General features: G+C 72.4%; 19 protein-coding genes. 9 read left to right on the top strand and 10 right to left on the bottom strand.

Features of this window, described 5'->3' with window-relative positions:
- Positions 1–370: 370 nt before the first annotated feature.
- Entirely contained in the window at positions 371–1,105 is a 735-nt protein-coding gene (locus QMG73_RS30120; protein WP_281901287.1) for a DUF4190 domain-containing protein, read from the bottom strand.
- 44 nt (positions 1,106–1,149) lie between these two features.
- Between QMG73_RS30120 and QMG73_RS30115 the strand changes: the two genes are divergently transcribed.
- On the top strand, positions 1,150–1,680 hold the full coding sequence (locus QMG73_RS30115) for a DinB family protein (RefSeq protein WP_281901286.1): 531 nt from the start codon (positions 1,150–1,152) through the stop codon (positions 1,678–1,680).
- Between the two features lie 317 nt (positions 1,681–1,997).
- Here QMG73_RS30115 and QMG73_RS30110 read toward each other — a convergent pair whose 3' ends face one another.
- The 3 genes from QMG73_RS30110 to QMG73_RS30100 are packed head-to-tail and all read right to left on the bottom strand — an operon-like array spanning position 1,998 to position 3,725.
- Positions 1,998–2,477 carry a Rieske (2Fe-2S) protein gene (locus tag QMG73_RS30110; RefSeq protein ID WP_281901285.1) on the bottom strand — a complete coding sequence of 160 codons (480 nt, stop codon included), beginning with the start codon at positions 2,475–2,477 and terminating at the stop codon, positions 1,998–2,000.
- Between the two features lie 29 nt (positions 2,478–2,506).
- A complete protein-coding gene (locus QMG73_RS30105) occupies positions 2,507–3,082 on the bottom strand; it encodes a DUF6529 family protein (RefSeq protein ID WP_407676880.1) in 576 nt (191 codons plus the stop codon).
- The gene (locus tag QMG73_RS30100) at positions 3,057–3,725 is read right to left on the bottom strand and encodes a hypothetical protein (RefSeq protein ID WP_281901282.1); all 669 of its coding nucleotides are present in this window, start codon (positions 3,723–3,725) and stop codon (positions 3,057–3,059) included. Before QMG73_RS30100 ends, QMG73_RS30105 begins: the two co-directional genes overlap by 26 nt.
- Before the next feature lie 90 nt (positions 3,726–3,815).
- Here QMG73_RS30100 and QMG73_RS30095 point away from each other — a divergent pair, with 90 nt between their 5' ends.
- Positions 3,816–5,603, top strand: a complete 1,788-nt coding sequence (locus QMG73_RS30095) for a dynamin family protein (RefSeq protein ID WP_281901280.1) — start codon at positions 3,816–3,818, stop codon at positions 5,601–5,603.
- Positions 5,600–7,051: a dynamin family protein gene (locus tag QMG73_RS30090; RefSeq protein WP_281901279.1), complete on the top strand. Its 1,452-nt coding sequence runs from the start codon at positions 5,600–5,602 to the stop codon at positions 7,049–7,051. Before QMG73_RS30095 ends, QMG73_RS30090 begins: the two co-directional genes overlap by 4 nt.
- Before the next feature lie 320 nt (positions 7,052–7,371).
- Here the strand turns inward: QMG73_RS30090 and QMG73_RS30085 are convergent, their stop codons facing one another.
- From QMG73_RS30085 to QMG73_RS30075, 3 genes are all read right to left on the bottom strand, one after another.
- Positions 7,372–10,803: an outer membrane protein assembly factor BamB family protein gene (locus QMG73_RS30085; RefSeq protein ID WP_281901277.1), complete on the bottom strand. Its 3,432-nt coding sequence runs from the start codon at positions 10,801–10,803 to the stop codon at positions 7,372–7,374.
- A 332-nt stretch (positions 10,804–11,135) separates the two neighbouring features.
- Entirely contained in the window at positions 11,136–12,188 is a 1,053-nt protein-coding gene (locus tag QMG73_RS30080; protein WP_281901275.1) for a COG1470 family protein, read from the bottom strand.
- Positions 12,189–12,198: 10 nt separating this feature from the next.
- Positions 12,199–13,632, bottom strand: coding sequence for an NlpC/P60 family protein (locus QMG73_RS30075; protein ID WP_281901273.1), 1,434 nt, complete (start codon positions 13,630–13,632; stop codon positions 12,199–12,201).
- Between the two features lie 199 nt (positions 13,633–13,831).
- Here QMG73_RS30075 and QMG73_RS30070 point away from each other — a divergent pair, with 199 nt between their 5' ends.
- The 3 genes from QMG73_RS30070 to QMG73_RS30060 are packed head-to-tail and all read left to right on the top strand — an operon-like array spanning position 13,832 to position 16,958.
- Complete coding sequence (locus tag QMG73_RS30070; protein WP_281901271.1) at positions 13,832–14,452, top strand: response regulator transcription factor; 621 nt, start codon at positions 13,832–13,834, stop codon at positions 14,450–14,452.
- Between the two features lie 3 nt (positions 14,453–14,455).
- Positions 14,456–16,393, top strand: a complete 1,938-nt coding sequence (locus QMG73_RS30065; protein ID WP_281901269.1) for an ATP-binding protein — start codon at positions 14,456–14,458, stop codon at positions 16,391–16,393.
- The gene (locus QMG73_RS30060; RefSeq protein WP_281901268.1) at positions 16,374–16,958 is read left to right on the top strand and encodes a DUF4255 domain-containing protein; all 585 of its coding nucleotides are present in this window, start codon (positions 16,374–16,376) and stop codon (positions 16,956–16,958) included. The genes QMG73_RS30065 and QMG73_RS30060 overlap by 20 nt, the downstream gene beginning before the upstream one ends.
- Before the next feature lies 1 nt (position 16,959).
- On the opposite strand, the gene QMG73_RS30055 is transcribed toward QMG73_RS30060, so the two are convergent.
- Positions 16,960–18,516, bottom strand: coding sequence for an eCIS core domain-containing protein (locus tag QMG73_RS30055; RefSeq protein ID WP_281901267.1), 1,557 nt, complete (start codon positions 18,514–18,516; stop codon positions 16,960–16,962).
- A 113-nt stretch (positions 18,517–18,629) separates the two neighbouring features.
- Between QMG73_RS30055 and QMG73_RS30050 the strand changes: the two genes are divergently transcribed.
- Positions 18,630–21,515, top strand: a complete 2,886-nt coding sequence (locus QMG73_RS30050; RefSeq protein ID WP_281901266.1) for a DUF4157 domain-containing protein — start codon at positions 18,630–18,632, stop codon at positions 21,513–21,515.
- On the opposite strand, the gene QMG73_RS30045 is transcribed toward QMG73_RS30050, so the two are convergent.
- Positions 21,506–21,934, bottom strand: coding sequence for a hypothetical protein (locus QMG73_RS30045; RefSeq protein WP_281901265.1), 429 nt, complete (start codon positions 21,932–21,934; stop codon positions 21,506–21,508). The genes QMG73_RS30050 and QMG73_RS30045 overlap by 10 nt on opposite strands.
- On the bottom strand, positions 21,931–23,745 hold the full coding sequence (locus QMG73_RS30040) for an eCIS core domain-containing protein (protein WP_281901263.1): 1,815 nt from the start codon (positions 23,743–23,745) through the stop codon (positions 21,931–21,933). Before QMG73_RS30040 ends, QMG73_RS30045 begins: the two co-directional genes overlap by 4 nt.
- 115 nt (positions 23,746–23,860) lie before the next feature.
- Here QMG73_RS30040 and QMG73_RS30035 point away from each other — a divergent pair, with 115 nt between their 5' ends.
- Both QMG73_RS30035 and QMG73_RS30030 read left to right on the top strand, forming a co-directional pair.
- Entirely contained in the window at positions 23,861–24,193 is a 333-nt protein-coding gene (locus QMG73_RS30035; protein WP_281901262.1) for a hypothetical protein, read from the top strand.
- Between the two features lie 22 nt (positions 24,194–24,215).
- Positions 24,216–25,835, top strand: a complete 1,620-nt coding sequence (locus QMG73_RS30030; RefSeq protein ID WP_281901261.1) for a phage tail sheath family protein — start codon at positions 24,216–24,218, stop codon at positions 25,833–25,835.
- Positions 25,836–25,842 lie beyond the last annotated feature (7 nt).

Below are 25,842 nucleotides of genomic sequence, written 5' to 3'. Positions count from 1 at the left end.
CTCGCGCCTCGCGCCTCGCGCCTCGCGCCTCGCGCCTCGCGCCTCGCGCCTCGCGCCTCGCGCCTCGCGCCTCGCGCCTCGCGCCTCGCGCCTCCCGCCGCGCGGAGCGCGCGCCCGGCTCGTCGATCAAGGGCGAATGCACGTGGTTGGATCTCTTTTCCGCGTGCATTCGCCCTTGATCGATGCAATCGGCCTTGATCGCCGCACATGGACGGCGGACCTCGCGCGTCCCGCGTGCCCGCGCGCGGCGGTCGGGGCCGGCACGCGCTGCGCCGGCCGGTCGCGCCAAGCCCTACGGGGGGCGAGGGGACAAAATCAGGGATACTGCGCCCTCAACCCGTGCCTGATGCAGCAGTATCCCCGAAACTGCTCAGTCGAAGATGGACCCCGTCCGCTTGCCGGACGCGCTCAGCGCCACGCAAAGGACGTCGTGGTCGCCGGTGAGCCAGGACGCGGCGGTCGGGTGCAGGAAGTACAGCTCGGTGTTCGGGTCCTCGGCAGCCTTCGGCGCGTATGAGCGGAGCCGCTCGACGCAGCCCTCCTCGGCCTGGGTGCCCACGGCCGCGTCGCCGGGGAACGTCGCACCGCTGATCGGGAACTCCGCGAACACCTCGCCGTCGTGTGGCTCGGTACACGGGACCACCGGCAGGTTCGCGATGTTGCGGCCCTCGGTCAGGCCGTTGAGGCAGTCGCGGAGCCTGATCTCGTCGACGCTGACCTGGCCGTTGTCGGCCACGGTCGAATCAGCGCCGGAGTCGGCGGTGAGCGCGAGGATGACCGCGACGCCCACGCCGAGTACGACCCAGGTCGCCGAGAGGGCCAGTCCGGCGATCGCCGCGCCCTTGCCTGCCTGGGGCCGGCGGCGGATCTGCACCAGCGCCAGGACACCGAAAAGCACCGAGAGTAGGACGCCGCCGAGGAGGCCGAAGACCAGGGCGGCGACCGCGAATCCGTTCGTGCCAGGCTTGGGCGGCGGGGTGTAAGGCGCGGCGTAGAACGGGCTGGGTGGCGGAGCGGCGGGCGCCGTCTGCGGCGGGAAAGGGGCAGCGGGTGGCGTCGCGGCGGGTGGCGGTGGCGTCGGGACGTTGGGTGGCGGCTGGGTCACGGGCGAGGACGATAGCAGCCAAGCGCGAGCCTAGGCTCTGAGATATGGAACTACCTGAGGCCGCGGAGATGCTCTCCCGCACGCCCGACGTTCTCGACGCGCTGCTTACCGGGCTGCCGCCGCAATGGCTGCACCACAACGACGGGCCGGGCACGTGGAGCGCGTACGACATCGTGGGGCACCTGCTGCACGGCGACGGCACGAACTGGCTGCCGCGCGCCCGGATGATCCTGGACCGCGGCGCCGAGGCGCCGTTCGAACCGTTCGACCGCGAGGCGATGTTGAGTGAGGAGCACGCGGACGTATCCGTACTGCTGGCCCGCTTCCGCACCGCCCGCCGCGCAAGCCTCGGCGAACTGTCCGCAATGGACATCGAGCCGGATGACATGGAGCGGCGCGGGCTGCATCCCGATCTGGGTGAGGTCACGCTCGGCCAACTGCTGGCGACCTGGGTGGCGCACGACCTCACGCACCTCGGCCAGATCGGTGAGGTCCTGGCCCGGCGATACCGCGAAGATGTGGGGCCGTGGCGGCAGTACATGCCCGCGCTCGACCGCACCGCGGAGGCCGAGTAGCGGGCTTCCGGTCAAGATCTAGGGATTACGAGCTGCCGCGACCTGCGTCGAGGGCGAGACCGTCGCTCCCGCGGCCTCACCCTCCGCGTCCCCGACGACCACCCCCGTGGGGGTTGCGGTGGATCACGGAGCCCGAGGCCCGCGGAGCAGCAGCCTCACCCGCGCCGGACGCCCCAACGCCCGGCAGTGCCCCGCCGATCAAGGCCATTCGCGTCGATCAAGGGCAAACGCACGCGGAAAAGAGATCCAACCGCGTGCATTCGCCCTTGATCGACGGGGAGAGGGCGCCCGCGGCGGGCGGGTCGCGCGCGGCGGGGTTAGGTTAGGCGGATGTCGTCGCCGTCGACGGTTACCGCGACCGGTGGGAGCGGGCGGGGGGCGGGGCCGCCGGATACTGAGCCGTCGGCGACCTTGAACTTGCTGCCGTGGCACGGGCAGTTGATGGTGCCGCGGGACACGCTTGTCACGTCGCAGCCGGCGTGCGTGCAGGTGGTCGAGAACGCCTTTACCGTGCCTGCTCGTGGCTGCGTCACGACCACCTTCTGCTCCTCGAAGATCTTGCCGCCGCCGACCGGAATGTCAGAGAGCTTGGCGAGCGGAGCAGGTGCGCCACCACCCGTGGGCGGCGGTGCACTGCCCGCGGGTGCACTGACGGCGGGTGCGCTGTCCGCGGGCGGTGCCGGTGGCGGCTCTTCTTCCGACGAGCCGCCGTATGTCTCGCACCCGGTCAGCGCGGCGGCTCCCACGGCGCCGGCGGCCAGTATCACCCGCCGGGACGGCGACGCTCCACTGTGCATGGTCGTCCCTTCCAAAGACCTTTCGAAGGCTAGAGTTGCACACCCACGGTCGTGAAGAACCACAATGACGAGGTGAGCCACATCGTGACGAGCGCGGTAAAGACGACCCCGCCAGCGAGCGGCAGCACCCAGCCGGGCAGCCCGCGCCGGGTCAGCAGCAGCATTTTCACCGTGAACGCCCCGAAGAACAGGCACCCCACCACCGAGTGCACCAACACTCGCATGTCGTAGGACTGGACGCCGAGAGCGTACAGGCAGTGCACCGCGACCGGGATCGACAGCAGGAACGCGACGCGGCCCGACCAGCGATGCGCGGCGGCTATCCACTGTGGAGCGCTCGTCCAGCGGATTTTGCCGTACATCACCAGGGCAGAGAAGAGTTGTATCAAGGCGAACAGCGTGGCACCGGACGCCAGCCACACCTTTACGGTTTGCGGGCTGGAGAACCCGGCGACGCTGACGGCGATGCCCGTCGGTGTGTGCAGCCGGCCGTACACGCCGAGGGCCACCGCGACCGCTGAGCCGATCAGCAGCGGCACCAGGAGCAGGACTACCCGATCGGCGGCTGATGTCTCCCGGTCAGAATCCAGCACCGGACGCCCCATCGATCGCGTCGGCGGTCACGCGGGAGCCGTTGACCGTGGCGGAGCCGCTGGGCAGCCTGAGTGGTGGCGCGGGCGCCAGCTTGCCGCCGGTGTTGGAGACGCCGACCTGCTCGCCGTTGGCCAATACGATCCAGCCGGTGACGACACGGGCGTTGCGGATGTCGGCGGTCGAGCGGTAGAGGCCGGTGGGCTTCTTCGCCACCGGGATGTCGAGCGTCCAGTTCTTGTTTCGGGCGGTCACCGTGCCGGACGCCGAGTCTTTGTCGTAGGAGCCGGTCAGGACGGCGTCGTCACCGGAGAGGCTGAGCTTGCCGTCGGCGGCTGTGCCGATCATCCACTCCTCGACGCGGCGACCGTCGCACAGGTACGCGATCGCGGCGCCGTCGCGGAGGGCGATGGCGATGCTCGCGGCGCCGCCGTCGACGCGGCCGGCGTACGCGATGCGGATCTTGGCGGGTGCCGCGGGCGCGGTCGTGGCGGGTGGAGCCGGCGGGGTAGTCGCTGGTGGGGCAACCGCCGCCGACGTGTTTCTACTGTTCAGCTCCTCTGTCGCGGCATTGGTGCCGAGAACAAAGAGCACAATTGCCGTCGCTAGGCCGACGAATAATGTGATCACGGGGCCGCGCGGTTTCCGCTGGACCATGGCTTTCACGGTATCATTTAGCCGCTACCCGATATTGATCATGCATTTACCGGGTCGAATAGAGTGCAGCGTTTCACTGGGGGAGATGCCATGGCGGGCCGTGATACGCCGGCCCGGTGGTTGGCCGATCTCGACAGGGTCGCGCGGGTGGCCGCCGGCGCCGATCGCCCCGATCTTGTCGAGCGCCTCCAGCAGGCCCGCGCCCGGCTCGTCGACGAAGACGTGCCGGTGGCGGTGGTGGGGGAGTTCAAGCAGGGCAAGAGCACTTTGATCAACGCGCTCCTGCGCACCGACGTGTGCCCGGTCGACGTCGATGTGGTGACCGCGGTGCCCACCATCCTGCGATACGGGGCGCCGCCGGCAGTACTCGTGCATCCGTCCGACGAGGCCGCGCCGCCCGTGCCGGTCCCGTTCGCGTGGCTGCGCGACTGTGTCACCACCGGCGCGGCCGACGGCGAGCCGCTGCGGGCCGTCGAGGTCCGGCTCGACCGCAAGCTGCTGCGCGGCGGCCTGTCCCTGGTCGACACCCCCGGTGTCGGCGGCCTCGACTCCGCGCACGGCAACCTCACGCTCGGCGCGCTGAGCCTCGCCCGCGCCGCGCTCTTCGTCACGGACGCCGCGCAGGAGCTCACGGCCCCTGAGCTGGAGTTTCTGGCCCGTGCGGCCGAGCGCTGCCCGCGCATGGTGTGCGTGCTCACCAAGATCGACCTGCACGGCGAGTGGCGGCGGATCGCCGAGCTCGACCGCGGGCACCTTGCCAAGGCGGGGCTGTCGGTGCCGGTGGTGCCGGTGTCTTCGTTCCTGCGGATGCGGGCCGGTGCGCGGGGCGCCGCTGACCTCAACGCGGAGTCCGGGTTCCCGAAGCTCCTGGAGGCGTTGCGCAAGCTCGCCAGCGGCAGTGCCGGCGTGGCGGCGGCGCGCCGCGACCTGGCGTTCGCGGTCAGCCAGCTCCGCGAGCAGGTCGGCGCCGAACGCGCGGCCACCGCCGACCCCGAGGCGTCGCCCGCGCTCGCCGACCGCCTCGCCGAGCAGACCAAGCGCCGCCAGCGCCTCGCCGCCGGCTCGTGGCAGACCGCGCTGTCCGACGGCATCCAAGACCTCAGCACCGACATCGACCACGACCTGCGCGAACGGCTGCGGGCGCTGCTGCGGCGCGGCGACGCCATGCTCGACGCCGGAGACCCACGCGACACCTGGTACGACTTCAAGGCCTGGGTCGTGAGGGAGGCCACGGCCGCGGCGGTCGACAATCTTCTGGTACTGGTGACGCGCACCGAGCAACTCGCGCGCGACGTGGCCGAGCGCTTCGACCTGGAGTACGACAGCCTCGACCTGGACCTGCCCGCTCCCGCCTCGGCCGTGTCCAGGGTCGACGTGCTCGACGTGCGGTTCGACCGGTCGTCGGTGCAGCAGTTTCTCGGGGCGTTCACCGCTGCCCGGGTCACCTATGGCGGCCTGCTCATGTTGGGCGCGTTCGGCAGCCTGCTCGGCCTGACCCTGGCCGCCCCGGTGGGCGTACTCGGTGGGCTGACGGTCGGGCGCAAGCTGATCCGCGACGAGCGGCAGCGCCAGACCGAGCAGCGCCGCCAGACGGCTCGGCAGGAGCTGCGCCGGTACGTGGACGAGGTCGGCTTCGTGCTCGGCAAGGACTCGCGCGACGCGGTCCGGCGCACGCAGCGGTACCTGAGAGACGAATTCGCGGCGCGGGCCGGAGGTGCCGAACGGTCATCCGCGCAGGCGCTGGCCGCGGTCCGGCGGGCGGCGACCCTGCCGGCCGACGACCGCGCGCGGCGGGCCGCGGAGCTCGACGCGCGCTGGCGCGACCTCGACCAGGTGGCGGAGCGGTTCGTCGCGGTACCGGCCGGACGCCCGCGATGAACCCCGGGCTGACCGATCAGGTCGCGCTGCTGCTCAACAGGGCACAGCGCACGCTCGCCGAGCCGGCCGCCCGAGCCCTGCTGGCGCAGGCCGCCCAGCGGCTCGCCGAGCCACTCCGGGTCGCCATCGCGGGCAAGGTCAAGGCGGGCAAGTCCACCCTGCTCAACGCCATGGTCGGCGAGGAGCTCGCCCCCACCGACGCGGGCGAGTGCACGCGCATCGTCACCTGGTACCAGAACGGTCCCCGCTACCGGGCCACCGCGCACCTGCCCGACGGGCAGGCCGAGCAGCGGCCGTTCGACCGGGCCGACGGTGCGGTCCGCATCGTCCTCGGGCGGCCGGCGGACGAGATCGACCACCTCACCGTCGAGGTGCCGAGCCGGCGGCTGCGCCAGCACACCCTCATCGACACCCCCGGCCTCGCGTCCCTGTCGGCCGACGTGTCGCTGCGCACGATGACGTTCCTCGAAGCCGACTCCGAGCGTGCCGCCGAAACCGACGCGGTCGTCTACCTGCTGCGCCACATGCACAGCAGCGACCTGCGGTTCCTGGAGGCGTTCCACGGCGACGACCTCGTGCACGGCAGCCCGGTCAACGCCATCGGCGTCCTGTCGCGCGCCGACGAGATCGGGGCGTGCCGCCTCGACGCGATGGAAGCGGCCGACCGGGTCGCCTCCCGCTACCAGGGCGACGAGCGGCTGCGCCGCCTCTGCCCGGTGGTCGTACCGGTCGCCGGGCTGCTCGCCTCGGGCGCTGCGACCCTGCGAGAGGGCGAGTACGCGACGCTGGCGCGCGTGGCGGCGGCTCCGGAACGCGACGCCGTCGACCTGCTGTTGACGGCTGACCGGTTCACCTCCTCGTCCGTGGAGCGGCGGCGGGTCCTCGACCGTCTCGGCCTGTTCGGGGTACGGACGGGCGTGCGGCTGATCCGCGACGGCACGGTACGCAGCGCCGCCGACCTGTCCCGCGAGCTCACCGCCCGCAGCGGCCTCGACCGGCTCCGCGACACGCTGGCCGCCCAGTTCGTCGGCCGCAGCCAGGTGCTGAAGGCCCGCTCGGCGCTCGCCGCCCTCGACACCGTGCTGCGCGGCCGCGCCGGTGACCGTGCCGCCTACGAACTGGCGGTCGCCGCCGAGCAGATCCGGGCGAGCGCGCACGAGTTCGTCGAGGTACGCCTGCTGCACCTGCTCCGGTCCGGACGGATGCCCGGCCGCGACGACCAGCAGGCCGAGATGGCGCGGCTGCTCGGCGGCGACGGCACCAGCCCTTCGGAAAGGCTGGGGTTGCCGGCAGACGCGCAGCCGTGGCAGTTGGCAGCGGAGGCCGAACGCGCGCTGCGCCGCTGGCAGCAGGTCGCCGAGCATCCGCTGACCGGCCGCGAGCTGGGCACGGCGGCGCGCGCGGTGGCGCGCACCTGCGAGGGCATCCTGACCACCCTCCCTACTTAGCCCCTCCCCACGCGGCCCTTCCCCACGCGCGCTGCACGCCCCATCCGCGCGCGCATATCCGCGCCCAGGCCAGCTCAGCGCGGCGTGTCGCCACGCCCGGCGCGCCGATCAAGGGCGAATGCACGTGGTTGGATCTCTTTCCGCGTGCGTTCGCCCTTGGTCGATGAAGATTGCCTTGATCGGCGGGCAGGGCTAGGCGGACCGGCAGCGAGGCGCGCCGCATCAAGCGCCGATCTGCCACACGCACGGCGACCAATCGGGGCGATCTTGATATGAGCCCTAACTCATCAAGATCTCGGGATCGGACGGCGCGGGGCGGGCTAGGCCGTCGGGGGCTGCAGCGCGTACACGCGGTTGCCGCCGGCGGCGTACAGCACCTTGTCGGCCAGCGTGATGCCGGCGACCGTCCCCTCGGTCGTGAACTGCCACAGCGGGGCTCCGCTCGCGGCCTCCAACGCGTACAGCATGCCGGCGCCGCTGCCGACGTACAGGACGCGGTCCGCGAGCGAGGGCGAGGCCGAAACCGGCTGGCCACCCTCGATCGTGTACCGCCAGCGCAGGCCGCCGTCAGCCGCGTTCACCGCGTAGACCAGACCGTCCGACGCCCCGAAGTAGACGGTGCCGGCGTCGGGGAGTGGTGCGGTGGTCACGGCGCCGGTCGCCGGGAACGTCCAGCGGACCTTGCCGCTCCCTGCGTCCAGCGCGTGTACGAGCCGCCCGGCGCTGCCGACGTACAGCAGGCCGCCCGCCACCACGGGAGCGGAGAGCCCGTCGCCGATCGAGGCCGACCAGCGGCGGCTGCCCGAGCCGGCGTCGACCGCGTACGCCCGGCCGTTGCCGCCGGATGCGAAGACGGTGTCGCCCGAGACGGCCGGAGTGGTGGTGACGGCCCCGCCCTCGCTGAACCGCCACCGCTGCTGACCGCTCAGCCGGAACGCGTACAGCCCGTCGGCGCCGCCGACATAGACAGCGTCAGCCGTGACCACGGGGGAGGACGTGGAACCGGACCCGGCCGGTACCCGCCAGCGTCGCGCACCGTCAGTCGCGCCGATCGCGTGGAGCATGCCGTCCTGGCTGGCGATGTAGACGACCCCGTCGCGCACCTGCGGCGACGCGTTGACCGGCGAGCCCGCGTCGTACCGCCAGCGGTCACGGCCGGTCGCCCGGTCGATCGCGTGGACCTTGCCGCCCTGATCGCCGACGTACACCGTGTCGCCGGCGACGGCCGGGCGGCCGCTGGCGGGGCTCCCCACGTCGTACGACCACAGGTGGGATGGCTTACCTGGTACGGCGGGAGCCGGGGCGGTGGTGCTGGTGGTGGTACCGCCGGTCGCGTCGTCGGTCGGCGGTTCGTCTCGCGGCCAGGCCAGTACCGCGACGGGTATCGCGATCAGGATGACCCCGACGAGGCCGGCGACCAGCCACAACCGCCTTCCGCGCAGGCCCGCCAACCGGCGCCCCAACGCTGCGAGTGGCGGCGGTCGGTCGGGGGTGGTGGAGGGCCGGGCTGTTCCCGGAAGGGCCGGCGTTGGTCCGGAGGGCGGCCGGGGTGGCGCCACCGCCCGGTTGACGTGTACCGGCGACGCGGTCGCCCCTCGCGGCGCCGCGACCGCACCCTCCCGCTCGGCTCCGGCGGAGCCCGGCCTTTGGTCAGCGGGCCGCGCGGCACCGGGCCGCCCGCCTCCAGACGGCGTTCCCGTGCCGCCCCTGCCCTCGCCGGAACCCGGCCCCGACGGCGTGCGGGCGGGTGCTGTTCCGGTGCCGCTCGGGGCGCCGGAGGTCGGCGTCGCCGCCCCGCGCCAGGTCGGAGGCACGGGCGGCCACGCGGGGGCGCCGGCCGCGGATGACGGCCCTGCTGGTGGCGCGGAAGCCGGCGTGGCGGGTGGTGCGGAAGCCGGCGTGGCGGGTGGTGCGGAAGACGGCCTTGCGGCTGGCGAGGAGGGCTGCCTGGTGGGTGGCGGGGTGGCTGGCCAGGCGGAGGCGTCGGCCGCGGAGGCGGGCCTGGCAGGCGGTGCGGAAGCGGGTTGCGGGGGTGTGGTGCCGCGGGAGTCGGGGTGGGCGGCCGGTGGCGTCCGGCCGGAGCTGGGTTGGGATGGCGGCGTGGCGGGTGGTGAGCTGGTAGCCATCGCGTCGGCTGGCGCGGCGTCGGTCGCGGCGGGCAGGAGGCTGGTGCTGTCGGGGTCGGTGGCGGGCGGCAGTTGGGTGGTGCTGTCCGGGTCGGAGCTGAAGGGCGCTGCCTGATCCGCGCCCGGCGCGGAGGCCGGCGGGTCAGGCGCACCGCCCCTGCCCGCGCCGCTCGCGCCGCGCGCAGCGGCCGCGCCGCCCGCAAAGGCGCCACCCTCAGCGCCCGCAAAAGCGCCGCCCGCGCCGCCCTCAGCGCCCGCAAAAGCGCCGCCCGCGCCGCCCTCAGCGCCTGCGCCGCCTGCGAAAGCGCCGCCCGTGCCGCCTGCGACGGTGGCGCGTCCGGGGACGTCGGGGCGGGGGACGGGACCGTAGGCGGGGGTGGCGCGGGAGGCTGCTGCTCGACCTGCGGGTCCGGTGGCTGCGGGCCGGACGGGTGGGGGCGCCGCCGCGCCACCCCGGCCAGGCGCGCCACCCCCGCCGCCCGCGCCAGCCGGGCCATCCGCGACGCCCGCGCCACCGGCGCTGGCCGACGGGGTGAAGGCGGGGCGGGCTGGGGCGGCGCCCAGCGCCAGCGGGCCCGTGGTCGCGGCCGCGCCCATCGCGACGCTGTGCTCGGGGTGCGGGTCGAGGGTCACGGGGCGGCCGAATTCTGCGTCCAGGAGCTGGCTGACCAGCGGTATCCGGGATGAGCCGCCGGCCAGTACGACGGAGCGCAGGTCGCTGGGGGACACGCCGGCCGCTCGTAGGGCTCGCGCTGTCGCGGTGACCGTCTCGGCGAGCGCGGGCCCGATCATCGCCTCGAACTCGGAGCGGTTCAGGCGTACCCGGGTGTGCAGGCCCGGCAGCGCGACCGGGATCATCACCTCGGTGTCGAAGCTCAGCGACTCCTTCGCCTCGGTGCAGTCGCGCCGGAGGCGGGCGAGAGCGGTGGTGACCAGTTCGTCGTCGGGGTCGAGGGTCTGAGCGGAGTCGCCGATCGTGGCCAGTACGTGCGCGAACACCGCCTCGTCGAAGTCGATCCCGCCCAGTTGCTCGATCCCCTCGGACCTGCCGAGCAGTTCGAAACCGGTCGCGGTGCGGCGGAGGACGGCGGCGTCGAAGGTGCCGCCGCCGAGGTCGTATACCGCCACGGTCTCGCCGGGCCGGACGCGTTCGGTGGTCGCGTAGTGGATCGCCGCGGCTTCCGGCTCGGGCAGGAAGCGGACGTTGGCGATGTCGGCGAGCCAGATCGCCTGGTCGAGCAGTTCACGCTTGAACGGGCCCCAGTTCGCCGGGTGGGTGACGGTGATCGCCGAGGGCGGCTCGTCGTACTGGCTCCGCGCGATGTCGTACACCCGGCGCAGGAGTTTGGCCATGAGCGCGTGAGCGGGGTACGGCGAGCCGCCGACCAGTAGCGGCACGGGGTCGCCGAGGCGGCGCTTGAACTCGCGGGCGAGCCGTTCGGGCTCGGCCGCGCCGCGGCGTTCGGCGGCGTCGCCGACGAGCACGGCGCTGTCGGTCACGAAGACGAGCGAGGGGATCTCGGGGCGCCGGTTGCCGAGGCGGATCAGCTCGACCCGGCCACCGACCAGCACCGCCGCCGCCGTGTGCGTCGTGCCAAGGTCGACCCCGAGTCCGTAGCCGCTCACTGTGCCTCCACGTTCGCTCGGTCGGGCGGCGCCAGAGGGCGGCGCCTGGCCCGCGTGCCGCGCAGCGACTTCGTCGGCGCGTCGCGCGATCCAGGCGCCGCCGCGCCACCTCCCTCGCTCACTGTGCCTCCACGTTCGCTCGGTCGGGCGGCGCTAGAGGGCGGCGCCTGGCCCGCGAGCCGCGCGGCGACTTCGTCGGCGCGTCGCGCGATCCAGACGCCGCCGCGCCACCTCCCTCGCTCACTGTGCCTCCACGTTCGCTCGGTCGGGCGGCGCCAGAGGGCGGCGCCTGGCCCGCGAGCCGCGCGATCCAGGCGCCGCCGAACGCGAGCTCATCGGACCACCTGGCAGCGGGGGGCGAGGGTGCGGTTGCGGTCGCAGTACGCCTGGGCGTCTTCGGGGCTGGCGAAGCCGTCCTGGAGCAGGACGAGCAGGCCGCCGGGACCGTCGGCCAGGTCGGGGGAGCGGGTGCTGTCGACCAGTCGCACCGGTACGCCGGCCGCGGTGAGGCGGCCGAGTGCGGCGTCGGCGTCCGTGGGGCCGGTGCCGGTGCGCTGGAAGACCTCGACCATCGCGTACGGGGTGCTCACGCGCACCTCGGTCGAGCCCTGGGCGTCGGCGGCCGATTGCGGTGGTGACGACGTGCGGTCGGCGATCCGCTCCCAGCCACCGAAGGCGAGCGCGCCCGCGGCGATCGCCACGAGCAGCGCGGTCACGACGAAGGCGGTCGCCTTGCCGATACGCGGCGGCGACTGGCCGTTCTCCTCGACGGTGACCAGCGGTTCCAGGTCGCCAACGGCCTTGCAGGACACGCTCACCACGTACGGGATGGAACCGCCCATGAACAGCGAGGGCGGGCGGACCTCGACGTGTGCGGCGGCCGAGCCGCCCTTGGCCAGGTCGACGGTGTCGGGGTTGATCCGCACCCGGCCGCCGGGCGGGTGCACCTGGGCGGCGATGGTGACGGCGAGCCGCTCGCCGGGGTTGCGCACGGTGAGCGTGAAATGGGCCGGCGGCCCCGGGTCGGTGCGGAACAGGCTGGCGGCGAGGCGTGCCGGCGCGGCGACGCTGACCAGCCCGGTGGCCCGGCCGAGCAGCGTCCCGGTGTCGGAGTCGTCGGCCCGGACGGTGAACGGGAGCAGCCCGGCCGTGGGCGCGGCGGTCGCGGGTGGCTGGACGGCGATCTCGACGGTCTCGGTGCCCCCGGCCGGTAACCACACGGTCGGCGGCTCGCCGTGCGCCCACGCACCGGCCCGGCTCGCGGCGATCGAGAGCCGGACCCGCAGGTCGCGGTCGGCGAGGCTGGTCAGTTCGACGGTGACGGTGCCGGTGGCGCCGGGGGTCAGCGCGACCGGCTGCGGCGGTATCCGGATCTCCACATCCATGGTCCCGCCCTCACGTCAGCGGATCGGCGGACGGTGACACCGGGGAGAACGGGTCGCCGCTGCGCAGCGGGGTGACCGCGTTGCTGAGCGGGTCCGCGCCGGCCTGGCGTTCGAGCGCGTCGACGTATCCGTCGGCGTCGCTGTCGACCTGGTTCGGGTCGAGGCCGAGCGCGATCTCCAGCGCGTCGTCGAGCCCGTCGGCGTCGGTGTCGCGCCAGTCCGCGGGGAGGCTGCCGTCGAGGTGACCGTCGGAGTCGCTGTCGGGCGAGGTGGGGTCGAGCCCTCTGGCCAGCTCGAACGCGTCGTCGAGCCGGTCGCCGTCGGTGTCCGCCTTGCTGGGGTCGGTGCGGCTGGTGGCGATCTCGTAGCCGTCGGCGAGGTTGTCGCCGTCGGAGTCGGCGGCGAGTGGGTTGAGGCCGCGCCGCTGCTCCATGGCGTCGGTGAGGCCGTCGCGGTCGGTGTCGGGGCCACCCATCTCCGGCGGTGCCGGCGCCGTGAGCGGCGCGAACGCGGGCACCGGCGAGGAAGCGGGTGCCAGCGGTGTCGCGGTGCCGTCCGAAATGCCGGGGATGACCGCCGCGAACTCGAAGCGCTTGCCGACCTCGAACTCGCCGACGCCGTACGCGCTGCCCCGCGCCTCGATCGTCTTGCCGTCGCCGAGGCTGATCGCGACGTGCGCACCGGGTGTGCGGCCGTCGCCGGGCCGGGGCTCGCGGTCGAAGGAGAAGAGCAGGGCGCCGGGCGTGTTTCTGGCCTCCTCGACGGGGATGAGCATGCCGCGCTCCTTGAGGTGCAGGTACTGCGCGGTCGCACCGTCGGGGATCTTGACGCCGGCCTGGTGGGCGGCCCACTGGGTCAGCTCGGAGCAGTCGAACGTGTCCGGGTTGCTGTCGTCGAGCTTGGTCTCGGCGCCGAAGACGTACGTGTCGCCGGCCTGGGCGCGGGCGACCTCGAGGAAGCGGTCCAGCGCGTCCGAGGAAGAGGAAGAAGATCCGTTGGAGGGGCCGGGCGAAGAGGAACCGGAAGGGCCGGCTGGCACTTCGGGGCCGTCGTAGCCGGCGGTACCCGTCCAGACGCCCCGCCCCGGCCCGTCGCCGAACGAGATCGCCGCGTCCTGCGCCTGCTGTTTGAACTGCAGGTAGCGGGCGCTCATGCCGCCATGGGTGACGGTCCACGGCGTGATGTCGGCGCCCTGCCGCGACACCGCGAACGCCGCCTTCGCGTTCTGCGCGGGATCGAAGAGGTCGAGGTCGCGGGCCAGGCCGGGGTGCGCCCGGGCGTTGATCTGCCACAGCCCGCGCGAGTCTTCACCGACCGGATTGTGCGCTCGGCTGTTGCCGTCGGACTCGGCCAGCGCGATCGCGGTCATGGTGGCCGCCTCGTCCGGCGAAAAGCCCGCCTGGCGCGCGAAACTGTAGATTTGTTCCGCCGAGAACCTAGGCATGGGATCGACGATAATTGGCCGGCTCAACATGTTGCCCTTTTGGGCAACTCTTTGGGCAAGAGCAAACCGCTTTGCCTTCCAGAACGAATCCGCTGCGACAGGAAAGCGACAGAATCCGCTCTGGTACGCCGTTGTCGGTCATGAATTGGTCGGCGCATGATGTTACCGGGGAGGACCGATCAACTACCGGGGGTGGCCAGTGCAGGCACAGGCGGCACCTTCGGTGTGGATCGACGACGGTCACGCGATCGTGCGGCGCGGCATGTCCGCCTGCCTCCAGCAGGCAGGGTTCGTGGTGCGTGGCGAGAGCATGGGGTTGGCGCCCACACCGGTGATGACCGGGCTCGATGTACTGATCTTCGAGTCCGAGCCTGGCGCGCTGCGCCGGGCGGTAAGGCTCGCGGCCGGCCGGCCCACCCGGCTGGTCGCCACGATCCGCACGGTCAGCGAGCAGCACGTCCGCGAAATCGTCGACGCGGGCGTCGGCTCGGTGCTGCCGCACGACACACTGACCCCGGAGACGCTGGTCACCAGCCTGCGCGCGGTTGTCGCCGGCAACGTGTCGCTCCCCGGAGACATGCTCGTCAAGCTGCTCGCGCATGTACGGCAGCACTCCCAACTCCGCCCGACCGAGCTCAACACGCGGGAGCGTTCCGTCCTCCGGCTGCTCGCCGACGGCATGGACACCCGCGGCATCGCGGAAGATCTCTGCTTCTCCGAGCGCACCGTCAAGAACGTCGTCCACGACCTGCTCACCAAGTTGAACTGCCGGACCCGAGCGCAGGCGGTCGCCCTCGCCACGCGCGAGGGTGTCATCTAGCCCATGGCGAGCGTCCCGGAGCCCTGGACCGTCCTCGCGGACGTGCTGCTCCAGCGCGAGGCGCTGGTCTGCCGGCTCGCCGAGGGCCGGCCGCCACGCGACTTCGCGGGCCTGTTCGTCGGGCAGGAGGATCTCGATCGCATCCTCGCCACGCTGCCGGGCCTCGACGGCCCGGCGGTGGAGCGGGTGGCGGCGGTCCGCGACCAGGTGCGGTCCGATGTAGACAGAGCGCGCAAGAACCTTGAAGAATCTCTGGAGGGTGGGTCACGGTTCGCGGTCCTGGCGCGGTCCGCCGCTCTCGCGTTCGCGGAGGCAGAGGTACTGGCGGTCGTCGCCGCCGTCGAGTTGGCGCCCGCCCGGCAGCGGCTGGTGGCATACGTCCAGGATTCGGTACAGCTGCCGCAGGTAACCCTCGCCACGCTCGACCGGATCGGGGCCGTCGAGGGGGTGGCCCCGGACTCCCGCCTGCGCCGCGCGGAGCTTGTCGACGTCGGCACCACCGGTCCGTGGGCGACCCGCACCTGTACCTTGCCGGCGCGGGTCGCCTGGCACCTGACCGGAGACGCGTCGGCCGACCCCGACCTGCCGGCTGGCACCGCCAGGGCGTTGGCCGAGCAGGGTGAGCCGCCGGAGCGCGGGCTGTTGCTGGTCAACGGGGGTGATCGGGAGAGCCGGCTGCGGGCCGTCGACGACCGGTGGCCAGAGCGTGGGCGGCTGCTGTGTCCGGTACCCGGAAATCGCGCGGAGTGGGCGGCGACGGTGCGCGAGGCGACGCTCGGTGGTCTCGTGGTGGTTCTTGATCTGGCCGCGCCGCTCGACGCGACCGGGCGCGACGCGATCGCGCGCGCCGACCACCTGGCGTGGGTGCTGTCGTCGCAGCCCGAGCTGCCGCTGGAGTCGGTACCGCCGGTGCCGTGGCGCGAGGTGCGGGTGGCCACCGGCGAAGCCGATGCCGACGACTGGTGGCGGGCGCTCGGGCGCGAGCCGGACCCCGGGTACCGGCTGGACCGCGAGCAGTTGCGCCTGGTGGCCGCCGCGGCAGCCGCCGGAGAAGGTGATCTCGCACCGGCTGTGCGCAGGCTGGCCGGCGGTCACCTCGACGGGGTGGCCGTGCGGATCCGCCCGAGGCGCACCTGGGAAGACTTGATCGTCCCGCCCGACGACGCGCGCCAGCTGCGCGAGCTGGCGGCCCGGCACCGCCGCCGCGACGTGGTGTACCGGCAGTGGCGCTTCCCGCCGGTGCCGTCGACCGGCACCGTGGCGCTGTTCGCCGGCCCGTCCGGCACCGGCAAGACCCTGGCCGCCGAGGTGGTCGCCGGCGAGCTGGGCCTTGATCTGTACAAAGTGGACCTGTCGGCGGTCGTCAGTAAATACATCGGCGAGACCGAGAAGAACCTGGAGCGCATCTTCGGCGCCGCCGCGGCCGGCGACCTGGTGCTCTTCTTCGACGAGGCCGACGCGCTGTTCGGCAAGCGGTCCGAGGTGAGCGACGCGCACGACCGGTACGCCAACATTGAGGTGGCGTACCTGTTGCAGCGGCTGGAGACGTACGACGGCCTCGTGGTGCTCGCCACCAACCTGCAGCGCAACATCGACCAGGCGTTCCTGCGGCGCATCTCCACGGCGATCGACTTCACGCTGCCCGAGGAGGAGCAGCGGCGCGCGATCTGGTCCCGCTCGTTCCCGGCCAGCGCGCCGGTCGCCGAACTCGACATCGAGTTCCTCGCCCGGCAGTTCAAGATCTCGGGTGGCATCATCCGCAACGCCACACTGGGCGCGGCGTTCCTCGCCGCCGAAGACGGCTCACCGATCACGATGCGGCACGTCGCGCTGGCCCTGAAGCGCGAGTTCCAGAAGCTCGGCCGGCTGCGCACGGAGGTAGAGTTCGAGCGCTACTTCGAACTCGTGAATCGAGACGCCGATGCTGCACCTGCTCGATGAGTCGCTGGAGGCGTTCCTGCGTGCCGTCGTGCCGCTGCCGCCGCGCGATGTCGACATCGTGTTCGACGCCCCCGACGGCGACTGGGCAGCGAGCGTGTCCCGCCCCACGGTCAACCTGTACCTGTGGGACGTGCGGCCCAACCTCGCCGAGCGCGAGTGGGGCGAGGAGGTCGTCGCGGAGGAGAACGGCCGCAAGTTTCGCCGTGATCCACTGCCCAGAGTGGACTGTCGCTACCTGATCACCGCCTGGACCCGCGAGGTGCGCGACGAGCACTCGTTGCTGGGCGGCGTGCTGGCCGCGTTGCTGCTGCACCGGGTGATCGCGGTCGAGTACCTGCGCGGGCCGTTCGCCGACGTGCGGCCGCTGCCGACCGTGACGCTGCGCAGCGGCGACGGCAGTGAGAACTCCGACTTCTGGTCGGCGCTGGGCGGGCAGCTCAAGCCCGGTCTCGACGTGGTCGTGACGACCACAGTGGACGCCGCGGTGCTGACCAAGATGGGCCCGCCCGTCCAGGAGGTCCTGCCCACGGTCCACGGCTCCGCCATCCCGCCGGCGGCCGACTAGCTTATTTTTTGCTCATCGCTGCCGAGAACGTGGTGATCGCCAGGCGCTCGGTGTTGGCGTCGAGCACGCTGTCGACGCCGGCCGCCGGGCCCAGCTCCTTCACGTCGTTTTCGAACGTGGCCATGATGGCGTCCGCCTGCTCCATCGGGTTGCCGCTCTTCGCCGCGCTGGCGCCCATCTTCTTGATCGTGTTCTTCAGTAGGCCCTTGACGGTGGGAGTGCGGCGCAGCAGCGTCTGCACGCCGGGCAACTCGTCGAGCTTGGTCACGTCGAGCACGAGGTCGATGAGGAACATGTTGACCTCACCCTCGAACTTGATCGCCTCTTCGTGCACGTCGAGCGTGCGGCGGATGACCAGGCCGGAGTTGCTGATCACGGAGTAGGCGTCGCTCTTGGCGCCCTCGTCGCCCTCGGCGTGTGCCCGGATGAGCTGCGCCAACCCCTCGACCGCGGTGGTCATCGCGGAGTTGACCATGTTGACCCGGACCTCTTTGCCGCCCTCTTCGGCGACCGCGCCCACGCCGCCCTGGTCGATGACCTTGCTGCCGCCGACGCCTTCCCGGGAGATCAGCTGGATGAGGTCGCCCTGGTACTTCGTCACGAAGGTGCTGAGCTCTCCGCGCATCAGCCGCAGGTGGGTGCCGCTGCCGAACAGCCAGTTCGGCGACAGGTCGAGATCTTCGCCGAGGCCGTAGAGGGCCTTGAGAAACTCCATGATCTCGGCGCGCGTGGGCGCCCGCTTGACGTCGTTGTGGTAGTCGGGCCAGCCGAGCTGATGGTTCTTGCGGCCGATCATCCCCGGGTCGCAGGCGGCACGCAGGAACCCTTGCAGCGACTCGGTGTAGACCTCGTCGTTGTCGGCCTCGTCGAGTACGCCGCGCCACTCCGACTCGCTGCCGACCCACACCGTCGACTGGTGCCGGCCCCACCCCGGCACCGACCAGCCCTCAGAGCCCAGGTTTTCCCAGCGTCCGGCCGTCTCGGGCGTCAACTGCCCGTTGCGGTGCTGGACCACGTGCGCCAGCTCGTGCGCGATCAAGGCATCGCCCGTCGCGACGCCCGGCTTGAACCGGCCCCGGTCGAAGTAGATGTCGGTGCCGACCGTGACGGCGCGGGCGTCCAGCGACCGGGCGAGCGAGTGCGCCCCCTCCGAGTCGTGGACGCGCACGTCGTCGAAGCTCTCGCCGAACGAGCCCTCCATGCGCGTGCGGACCCCGTCGGGCAGGCGGTCGCCGTCGCGTGCCGCCGGCGCGTCGGCCCGCGGCGCGGACTCCGACCCGCGCAGGGCCTGTCCAGCCATGTCGTGGGCGGCCCGCTCGGTCGCGTCGCTGGCTATGCCGGTGCGTTCCGCCCAACGGGCCGCGACCTGGTTGCCCACCGCCGCCTCGCCCAGCACGATCGGGCCGGCGTCGGCGTGCTCACCGGACGCCCACCGCGCGATGGCGGCGCTGCCTACGGCGGTCAACGCCGCCCGTACGTCGTCGGGTGCCGGTGCCGGCGGCTTCTCGGACTCTTGCGCCACGTTGGATCGCAGGCGCGCTCGTCGTGGTGCGGCCATGGCGCCAGCCTACGAAGAGCACCCCATGGTCGACTCGCCCAAAGGTGCAGACTTGCGGCCCTTGCCCGTGACGCTCTTCCCGGGGGCGGCTGTCTGGGCGCAGACTCGGCTCAATGTCGAACGCGCACGAGGTCGACGGACGGGTGGGCGCCCACCACGACGCCGCACCCGAGCGCGAGCGTGCCACGACAGCCGATCGGCCGCACCTGCCGGAACCGGCTTTGCCCGGCCCGCTGCGGCTCGCCGCGGGCGCGCTGAGCAACGCCTCGATGGCCCGGCTGCTTCAGCCCAAGCTGGCCGTCGGCCCGCCCGGTGACGAGTACGAGCGGGAAGCGGATCGCATGGCCGATCGCGTCGCCGGCCCCGTCGAGCCCGCGCGTTCGCCCGCCGCCACGAGCCCGTCGGGAAGCGGCGGCCGTCCTCTCGACCCGGCCACGCGGGGGCACATGGAGGACCACCTCGGCGGCGACCTGTCCGCGGTGCGGGTGCACACCGAGAGCCCGGCACCCGCGAGGCTCGGCGCGGTCGCGTTTACCGTGGGCACCGACGTCGTGTTCGCGCCGGGCCGGTACCAGCCGGCGACCGCGCCGGGCGTACGGCTGCTCGCACACGAGCTCGCCCACGTGGTCCAGCAGGCCGGCGCCGGCCCGCGCGTGCAGCGCCAGCCGGCCGGCGGCACTGTAACGTCCACAGAGGACGCTGGTGTACCGGCAGCGGCGGCGCCGATCGAGGTCGCCGGTGTCGTCGTACCGCCCGACGAGGCCGGCCGGCGAGCGCTGCTGCTCCAGCTGGTCACCCAGGGCGGGCTGCACGGCGCGCAGTTCCTGTCGGCGGCGCTGGCACAGGAGGCCGACCGGATCGACGGGGAGATCGCGCGGGAGCGCGCCATCGAGCGCCAGGTGGCCGAGCAGGGGCCGCTGCCCGGCGGCGTGCCGTGGAACGAGGACATGTTCGCGGAGCGCGCGGCGGCCGCGACACAGGCCCGCGAGGCGCGCAGCAGCCTGGAAGGAATGGTCCAGCGGCTGCACGCCGATTTCGAGGCGTTCCGGCGGCTGGTACTGGCCGCCACCGCTGTTCGCCTCGAAGGCAACCGGGCCGCGCTGGTCGAGTGGAGCACGTACCTTCACCAGCAGCTCAGCCCCGAAGAGCTGCGCCGGCAGGTGCTCGCCGAGCAGGAACGCGCACTGATCAGGCGCGCCGCGACCGGCCCGCGCCCGTCGATCCAGTTGGACGCGGCGGAGCGGCGGTCACGGTCGCACAGCGCGGCCATCCGGCGGGTCGAGGGCCGCGTCGCGCGCAACGAGATCGGTGGCGGTTGCCAGTACTGCCACGAGATCCAGGGCGCGATCAACTTCGAGTACTCCCACCCGGACCTGTCCGGCGCGACCCCGAGCCCGCTGGAGACGCTGCAGGAAGCGGCCGAGGCGGAATCCGGCGCACCCACGCCACCGCCCGGGTTCCAGCCCGACACGCCAGCGCCCGACGTCGGCGGCCAGCCGCTCGGCGCGTACCCAGGAGTCAGCGCGGAGGCCGCAGCGCTCGAACAGATCCGTCCCGTGCTGCGCCAGCTCGGCGAGGAGGGCTTCAAGGTCCTGCCCGCAGACCTCATCAACTCCCGCGTGTCCGACGCCGAACTGCTCGCCCGGATCGACACCGCGATCGAGACCCGGCGCGCGAACTTCGCCGAGCTGGCGGCCCGCACCCGCGAACCGGGGTTCGACTACACGATCCCGCGCCCGGTGCTGCGCGAGCTGCTGCCGCTCGCGCCGCCGGACGTGCAGGCCGTCGTGCGGCACGACCTTGAGCGGGCCGCGTCGGACGCCGAGGCGGAGGCCGTCCTCATCGGGCTCGCCACCATCGCCGCGCTGCTGCTGACGATCTTCCCGCCCACGGCGCCCATCGGTATCGCGCTCGACATCGGGCTGGCCGGCTACGGCATCGTCACAGGGCTGGAGCAGTACGAGCAGGGTCAGGTGCTCAGCCTCGGCATCGGCTCGACGGTGCTCGACGCGCAGCAGCAGGAGGCCGCGCACGGGCTCATCGCGATGGGCGCGCTCAACATCGTGCTCAGCGTCGTCGGGATCACCGCGGCGGGGCTCGGCACCGTCCGGCTGATCCGCTCCGGCACGGGCGCGAACGCCGTACTGGAAGCCGTCGAGGCGGAAGCGGGCGCCACCCGGATCACGGTGACCGAGCTCAACACCAGTACGCCCCGGGTGAGCGTCGCGCACGCCGAGGGCGTGACCGAGGGCACGCTAGCCGAGTTCGGCCGCACCGCCAACGCCCGCCTCTCGCCGAGCCGCGAGCTGGCCGACGACTTCCTCCGGCGGGTCGAGAGCCACGGACTGTCCAGAGAGGACGCCCTGTACATGCTCGGTCTGCGCAACGAAGACGAGCTGTACGCCCTCGCCGCCGGCGCGCGCACCGACACCGAGCTGCAGGCCCTCCTGTCGAGGCGTGCGGACGCGACGGGCGTGAGCTCCCGGGCCGACCTCAGCGAGCAGGGCCGGGCGTCCTCGTCCGCCGTCGACGAGGCGCCGGCTTCGGGTCCCGAGGAGCCGGGCCGCATGCCTGAGCTCGAGTCGCGCGAGCCCGTGGAGAGCTGGGCCGAGCGCGTGATGCGCGGCAACGACTTCAACGCCGCGCAGCGAGGCGTGTACGCCGCCGAAGAGTTGCGCCTGGCGAACGGCATGATCGTCGACGGGTACACCCCGGGGCAGGCGATCGTCTCGCGCAAGGAGACGCAGCTCGCCAGCATCCGGCCGGAGCGGGTCGAGGAGTACGTCAACGAGTTCCTCGACAAGTACGGGCCCGGCAACCTCATCGCCGACACGCCACGAAACCGCCAGCTCTACGGCAACCTCGTCGGCCAGCGCCTCCAAGGTCCGATGGTCCTCGAAGTGCCGATCCAGAGCGCCCCGATCCCGCAGGAGCTGGGCACCTGGGCCCGCCGCCTGGGTATCACGATTCGCGACCAGGCCGGCACCGTCTACAACTGAGTCTCGATCGAGCCACTGTGGAGGGTGCCGGTCCAGGTTGCCCCGTCGGGCGGGACCTCGTAGGAGGCGGTCACGCGATAGGTGCCCGGCTCCAGTGCGACCTCGCCGTTGATCGGGCGGGCGGCCCATGCCACGAGATCGACGCGGTGTGCCAGCTCGCTGCCGGGCGGCAGCTCGACGGTGATCTCCGCGGAACGGTTGCGGTCGTCGAGAAACCGCAGCTGTACTGGCTCACTGTCGCCACGTGTCAGCGTGACCGTGAACCAGTCCAGGTGCGCCTCGTCCGGCGCCATCACGTGGCTCAGCACCGTCAGCGGGGCGTCGCCGGTGTTGCCCAAGTGCAGGGCGATCGACGCGCCGGTGCCGGCGATGCCGAGGCGGAGCCCGTCGACGGGCTCGCCCCACGAGAGCGCGGTCACCGCTCGAAGCTGACGTGGACGTCGTAGTCCGCGTCGTCCATCGTGGCTGAGTTCTGCAGCGGGGCGTACGGCGGATCCCAGGTCATCGAGACCAGCTTGTCATCGGCGTCCGGCCAGTCTTCGTCGAACACCTCGATCTTCACCTGCTGGGTCAGCGGGAGGTCGGTGGCGAACGCGCTCAGCGGCACCAGGAAATCGAAGCTGTCACCGTCGTTGAGCTTCTTCGTCGGGGTCACGTGCACCTTCGAGCCGGCCAGCCGGCAATACACGTGGTCGGCGCCCAACCAGTCTTCGGTGCTCTTCACCTTCACCGCCACTTTGACGTTTCGCCGCCCGAGCTCCCGATCGTAGGCCAGCTTCAGGAAGTTCTTGCGGACCTTGTCGGGCCCGTCGGCGAGCCCCGCCAGCTCGGTCTTGAGCCCGGCGAGCCGCAGCGCGAGGTCGACGGTGGGCAGGCCACCCGGGTCGTCGGTGACGTTGAACTGGAGCGGCGGCAACCCGAACGGCATCGGCACGACGACGGTCTGCTCCGACAGCGGCAGGTCGACGGTGTTGTACGCGGTGCCGGTGGCCGTATCGGTGAAGGTCGTCGAGTTCCACAGCCGGGCCGCGTCGGTGAACGCCGCGCTCGGCGGCCCCATGCGCACCACCCGCAGCGCCGTGGGGTCCAGCGTGACCTTGCCCTTGGCGTCGGACCGCCAGCCCCACTCGACCGATCCCATATACATGTTGGCGAGCGGCCCGTCGAGCGCGATCGCCGTCGTCTCGAACGCCTGCCGCCACTCCTGCCCGGGGAACTCGATGCCCCGCCGCGGCGTGTCCTTGAGGTTGCCGGCGGTCTCCACGAAGGTGCCGTCGGGGCGCTGCTTGCGGCTGGCGTGCGTGCCGAACCCCGCCGAGGGAGCCACGTCGCCCAGCGTCGCCGAGATGCTGCCGGGCGCGTTCTCGACGGCGTACAGCGGGTTGGTGTTGGGCACGGTGCTCCCGTCGCCCTGGTCGATCGCCCGCCCCCGGTCGCGCGAGCCAGCTGGCAGCGACAGGTCCTTGTTGCGGTCGCTGACGAAGCTCGGGTCGTCGACCGCGCCGCCCGCGCTTGTCGACCGGAGCGTGGTCACCGACTGGGTGAGGCCGATGTTGTCGGCGACGACCGGATCCTTCGGCGTGAACGTCACGTCGATCGTCGCGCCCACGACGCCGGGGCTCGACACCGTCGAGTAGCTCGCGGTGTCCCAGACGCCGCCGGCCGTCGCGACGGCGCGGTGGATCTCGCTGGTCGCGCCGCCGACCTCGGGCGCGGTCTCGCCACGGGCCACCGCCCCGCCCACCGCCTCCGCTGCCCGCTCGGCCGCGTCGCCCGGACTGCTCACACCCGTCGGCGCGGCGGTGCCGCCGCTCTGCTGCACCACGTGGGTCAACTCGTGGGCCACCAGCTGGCGAGACGGGGACGCGTCACGAAACACCACGTCGGAGCCGTGGGTCGCCGCGCTGGCGCCCAGCATCGCGAGCCCGTCGCGCGCCGGCGCGCCACCCAGGTGCGCCCGGACACCACCGAAGTCGGCGCCGAACGCCCGTTCCATCTCCGCGCGCATGGGCACGGGTCCGGCGGTACCCGATGTGGCCAGCGCGAAGGCCGCCGCCGCGTCGGGAGCCGCACCCACCGGACGGGTCGCGCTGTCGAGCATCCGCTGGACGGCGCGGTTGCCCGCGTACCGCTGGAGGGCCGCGATAAGCGGCACCGGCTCCTGGTTGGCGCCCTCGTCCGCGCGCCCGGCGGCCGACCGGGCGGAGTCACCGCGCGCGCGATGCCACATGCCTCGATGATGGCGCAGCCGAGCCCTTCTCCTCTATGCCTTCCGCGCGAGACTGCACCTTTGGCTGCACCGCTGAGCCTTACGGCGGGAGCCTCCTGGCGCGACGCTCGTATGCGTGACGCGGGTGTTGATGGGTGACTTCGGTGCGCTGCACCGGGCTGGCCTGGAGGACATCCTCCGCGTCGACGGCATCGAGCTCGTCGCGACGACTGCCGCCGACGTCATGGGCCGCCTCGTCGAGGTACTGCCGGACGTGGTGGTGCTCGATCTCGACCAGCGCGAGACCGCCGCGCTCGTGGCGCTTATCGTGCACCGGTTTCCGAAGGTCAAGGTGCTGGCCTGCTCGTCAGAGCAGCCCATGATGCGCGTCTACCCGCCGTTGCACTACGGCGAGTTCTATTCGACCGAGCTGGACCCCGCGCTGCTGACCAGCGCGGTGCAGGCCTGAAACAACGAGGGGGAGGGTAGCCGTGGCCGCGTCGTACGGGGCGCCTGGCGTCTACATCGAGGAGCAACCGAGCGGCTCGATGCCGATCGAAGGGGTGGGTACGGCGATCGCGGCGTTCGTCGGCTTCACCGAGAAGTACGACACCGAGCAGGGGGATCCAACCGACCCTGAGGGTGTCAAGCCACAGCTCGTCACGAGCTGGCCGCAGTACGAGCGCGTCTACGGGGGGTTCGTGCGGGGCGCGATGCTGCCGCACGCGGTGCGCGGATACTTCGAAAACGGTGGCAGCGCGTGCTACGTCGTGCGCGTACCCGGTGGGAACGGCGACAACGGCGACGGGCACGCGACGCTGCGCCTGCCCGCCGCGGGCCGCCCCGACGTCGAAAGCCTCAAGGTCTCGGCGCTCAACGCGGGCGCGCGGGTCGAGGTCGAGGTCGTGCCGCCGGCGGCGCCCGCGGAGGGCCAGGAGGGCAGCGACAACAAGCAGGAGTACACCCTGCGGGTGTACGAGGACGGCGCGCTCCGCGAGGAGATCGGCGGCCTGGCGTTCAGCGGCAAGAGCGCGCGCACCATCGAGCGCACGATCAACGAGCGCTCCAAGGTTCTCCGCGTCGAGGTGCAGCCCGTACAGGGTGTCGCGCTCGCCGAGCGGGTGCCGGCTCCCGGACGGTACACATTGGAGGCTCCGGCCCCTGATCCAGTCTCCGTGACGCCGGCCGACCTGGAGGGCTCGGTCGCCGACCGCACCGGATACCAGGGTCTGGCCATCGCCGACAACGTCACCATCGTCGCGATCCCCGACCTGGTCACCATCGCCACCAACCAAGACGGCAGCCTCGACGAAGATACGTACCTCGCGGTGCAGAAGCAGGTCGTCGACTGGTGCGAGGCAAGCCACACCCGGATGGCGGTACTGGACACGCCTCCCGGCCTCAACGCCACCCGTGCCCTGGAGTGGCGCAGCAAGCTCGCCCGCGACACGGCGTTCGGCGCGCTCTACTACCCGAACCTCGTCGTCACCAACCCGCTCGCGCGGCCCGGCGCCACCAACGGGGAACGGTTCATCACCGTCTCGCCCGTCGGGCACGTCGCCGGCGTGTGGGCCCGCACCGATGCCACCCGTGGCGTCTGGAAGGCACCGGCCAACGAGGCGCTGCGCGGCATCGCCCGGCTGGAAACCGACGTGACCAACGGCGAGCAGGACCTGCTGAACCCCGAGGGCGTCAACTGCATCCGGTCGTTCGGCAGCTACGGCACGAAGATCTGGGGCGCCCGCACGCTCGCCAAGACCGACCCGAGCTGGCGGTACGTCAACGTGCGGCGGCTCTTCAACTTCATCGAGGAGTCGATCCGGCGCGGTACCCAGTGGGCGGTGTTCGAGCCCAACGACTTCGACCTGTGGCAGCGGGTGAAGCGCAACATCAGCTCGTTCCTGCGCGGGCTGTGGATGCAGGGCGCGCTGGTCGGTGCCACCGCGGACCAGGCTTTCTATGTGCTGTGCGACGCGAGCAACAACCCACCGTCCTCAGTGGACGAGGGGCGGCTGGTCGTCGACGTCGGTATCGCGCCGGTCAAGCCGGCCGAGTTCGTCATCTTCCGGATCAGCCAGTGGCAGGGCGGCGGCTCTGCGAGCGAGGGATAGGGGTTCA

It is taken from the genome of Phytohabitans aurantiacus (assembly GCF_027923225.1).
Taxonomy (GTDB): domain Bacteria; phylum Actinomycetota; class Actinomycetes; order Mycobacteriales; family Micromonosporaceae; genus Phytohabitans; species Phytohabitans aurantiacus.
Note: the sequence above shows the minus strand (reverse complement) of the source record. Positions and strands in the feature narration are given on the sequence as shown.

Bases quoted from the DNA above. Each gene is read 5' to 3' on its own strand.
- QMG73_RS30115 (WP_281901286.1), top strand. From the start codon at position 1,150: ATGGAACTACCTGAGGCCGCGGAGATGCTCTCCCGCACGCCCGACGTT.
- QMG73_RS30110 (WP_281901285.1), bottom strand. From the start codon at position 2,477: ATGCACAGTGGAGCGTCGCCGTCCCGGCGGGTGATACTGGCCGCCGGC.
- QMG73_RS30105 (WP_407676880.1), bottom strand. From the start codon at position 3,082: ATGGGGCGTCCGGTGCTGGATTCTGACCGGGAGACATCAGCCGCCGAT.
- QMG73_RS30100 (WP_281901282.1), bottom strand. From the start codon at position 3,725: ATGGTCCAGCGGAAACCGCGCGGCCCCGTGATCACATTATTCGTCGGC.
- QMG73_RS30095 (WP_281901280.1), top strand. From the start codon at position 3,816: ATGGCGGGCCGTGATACGCCGGCCCGGTGGTTGGCCGATCTCGACAGG.
- QMG73_RS30090 (WP_281901279.1), top strand. From the start codon at position 5,600: ATGAACCCCGGGCTGACCGATCAGGTCGCGCTGCTGCTCAACAGGGCA.
- QMG73_RS30080 (WP_281901275.1), bottom strand. From the start codon at position 12,188: ATGGATGTGGAGATCCGGATACCGCCGCAGCCGGTCGCGCTGACCCCC.
- QMG73_RS30075 (WP_281901273.1), bottom strand. From the start codon at position 13,632: ATGCCTAGGTTCTCGGCGGAACAAATCTACAGTTTCGCGCGCCAGGCG.
- QMG73_RS30065 (WP_281901269.1), top strand. From the start codon at position 14,456: ATGGCGAGCGTCCCGGAGCCCTGGACCGTCCTCGCGGACGTGCTGCTC.
- QMG73_RS30060 (WP_281901268.1), top strand. From the start codon at position 16,374: ATGCTGCACCTGCTCGATGAGTCGCTGGAGGCGTTCCTGCGTGCCGTC.
- QMG73_RS30055 (WP_281901267.1), bottom strand. From the start codon at position 18,516: ATGGCCGCACCACGACGAGCGCGCCTGCGATCCAACGTGGCGCAAGAG.
- QMG73_RS30050 (WP_281901266.1), top strand. From the start codon at position 18,630: ATGTCGAACGCGCACGAGGTCGACGGACGGGTGGGCGCCCACCACGAC.
- QMG73_RS30040 (WP_281901263.1), bottom strand. From the start codon at position 23,745: ATGTGGCATCGCGCGCGCGGTGACTCCGCCCGGTCGGCCGCCGGGCGC.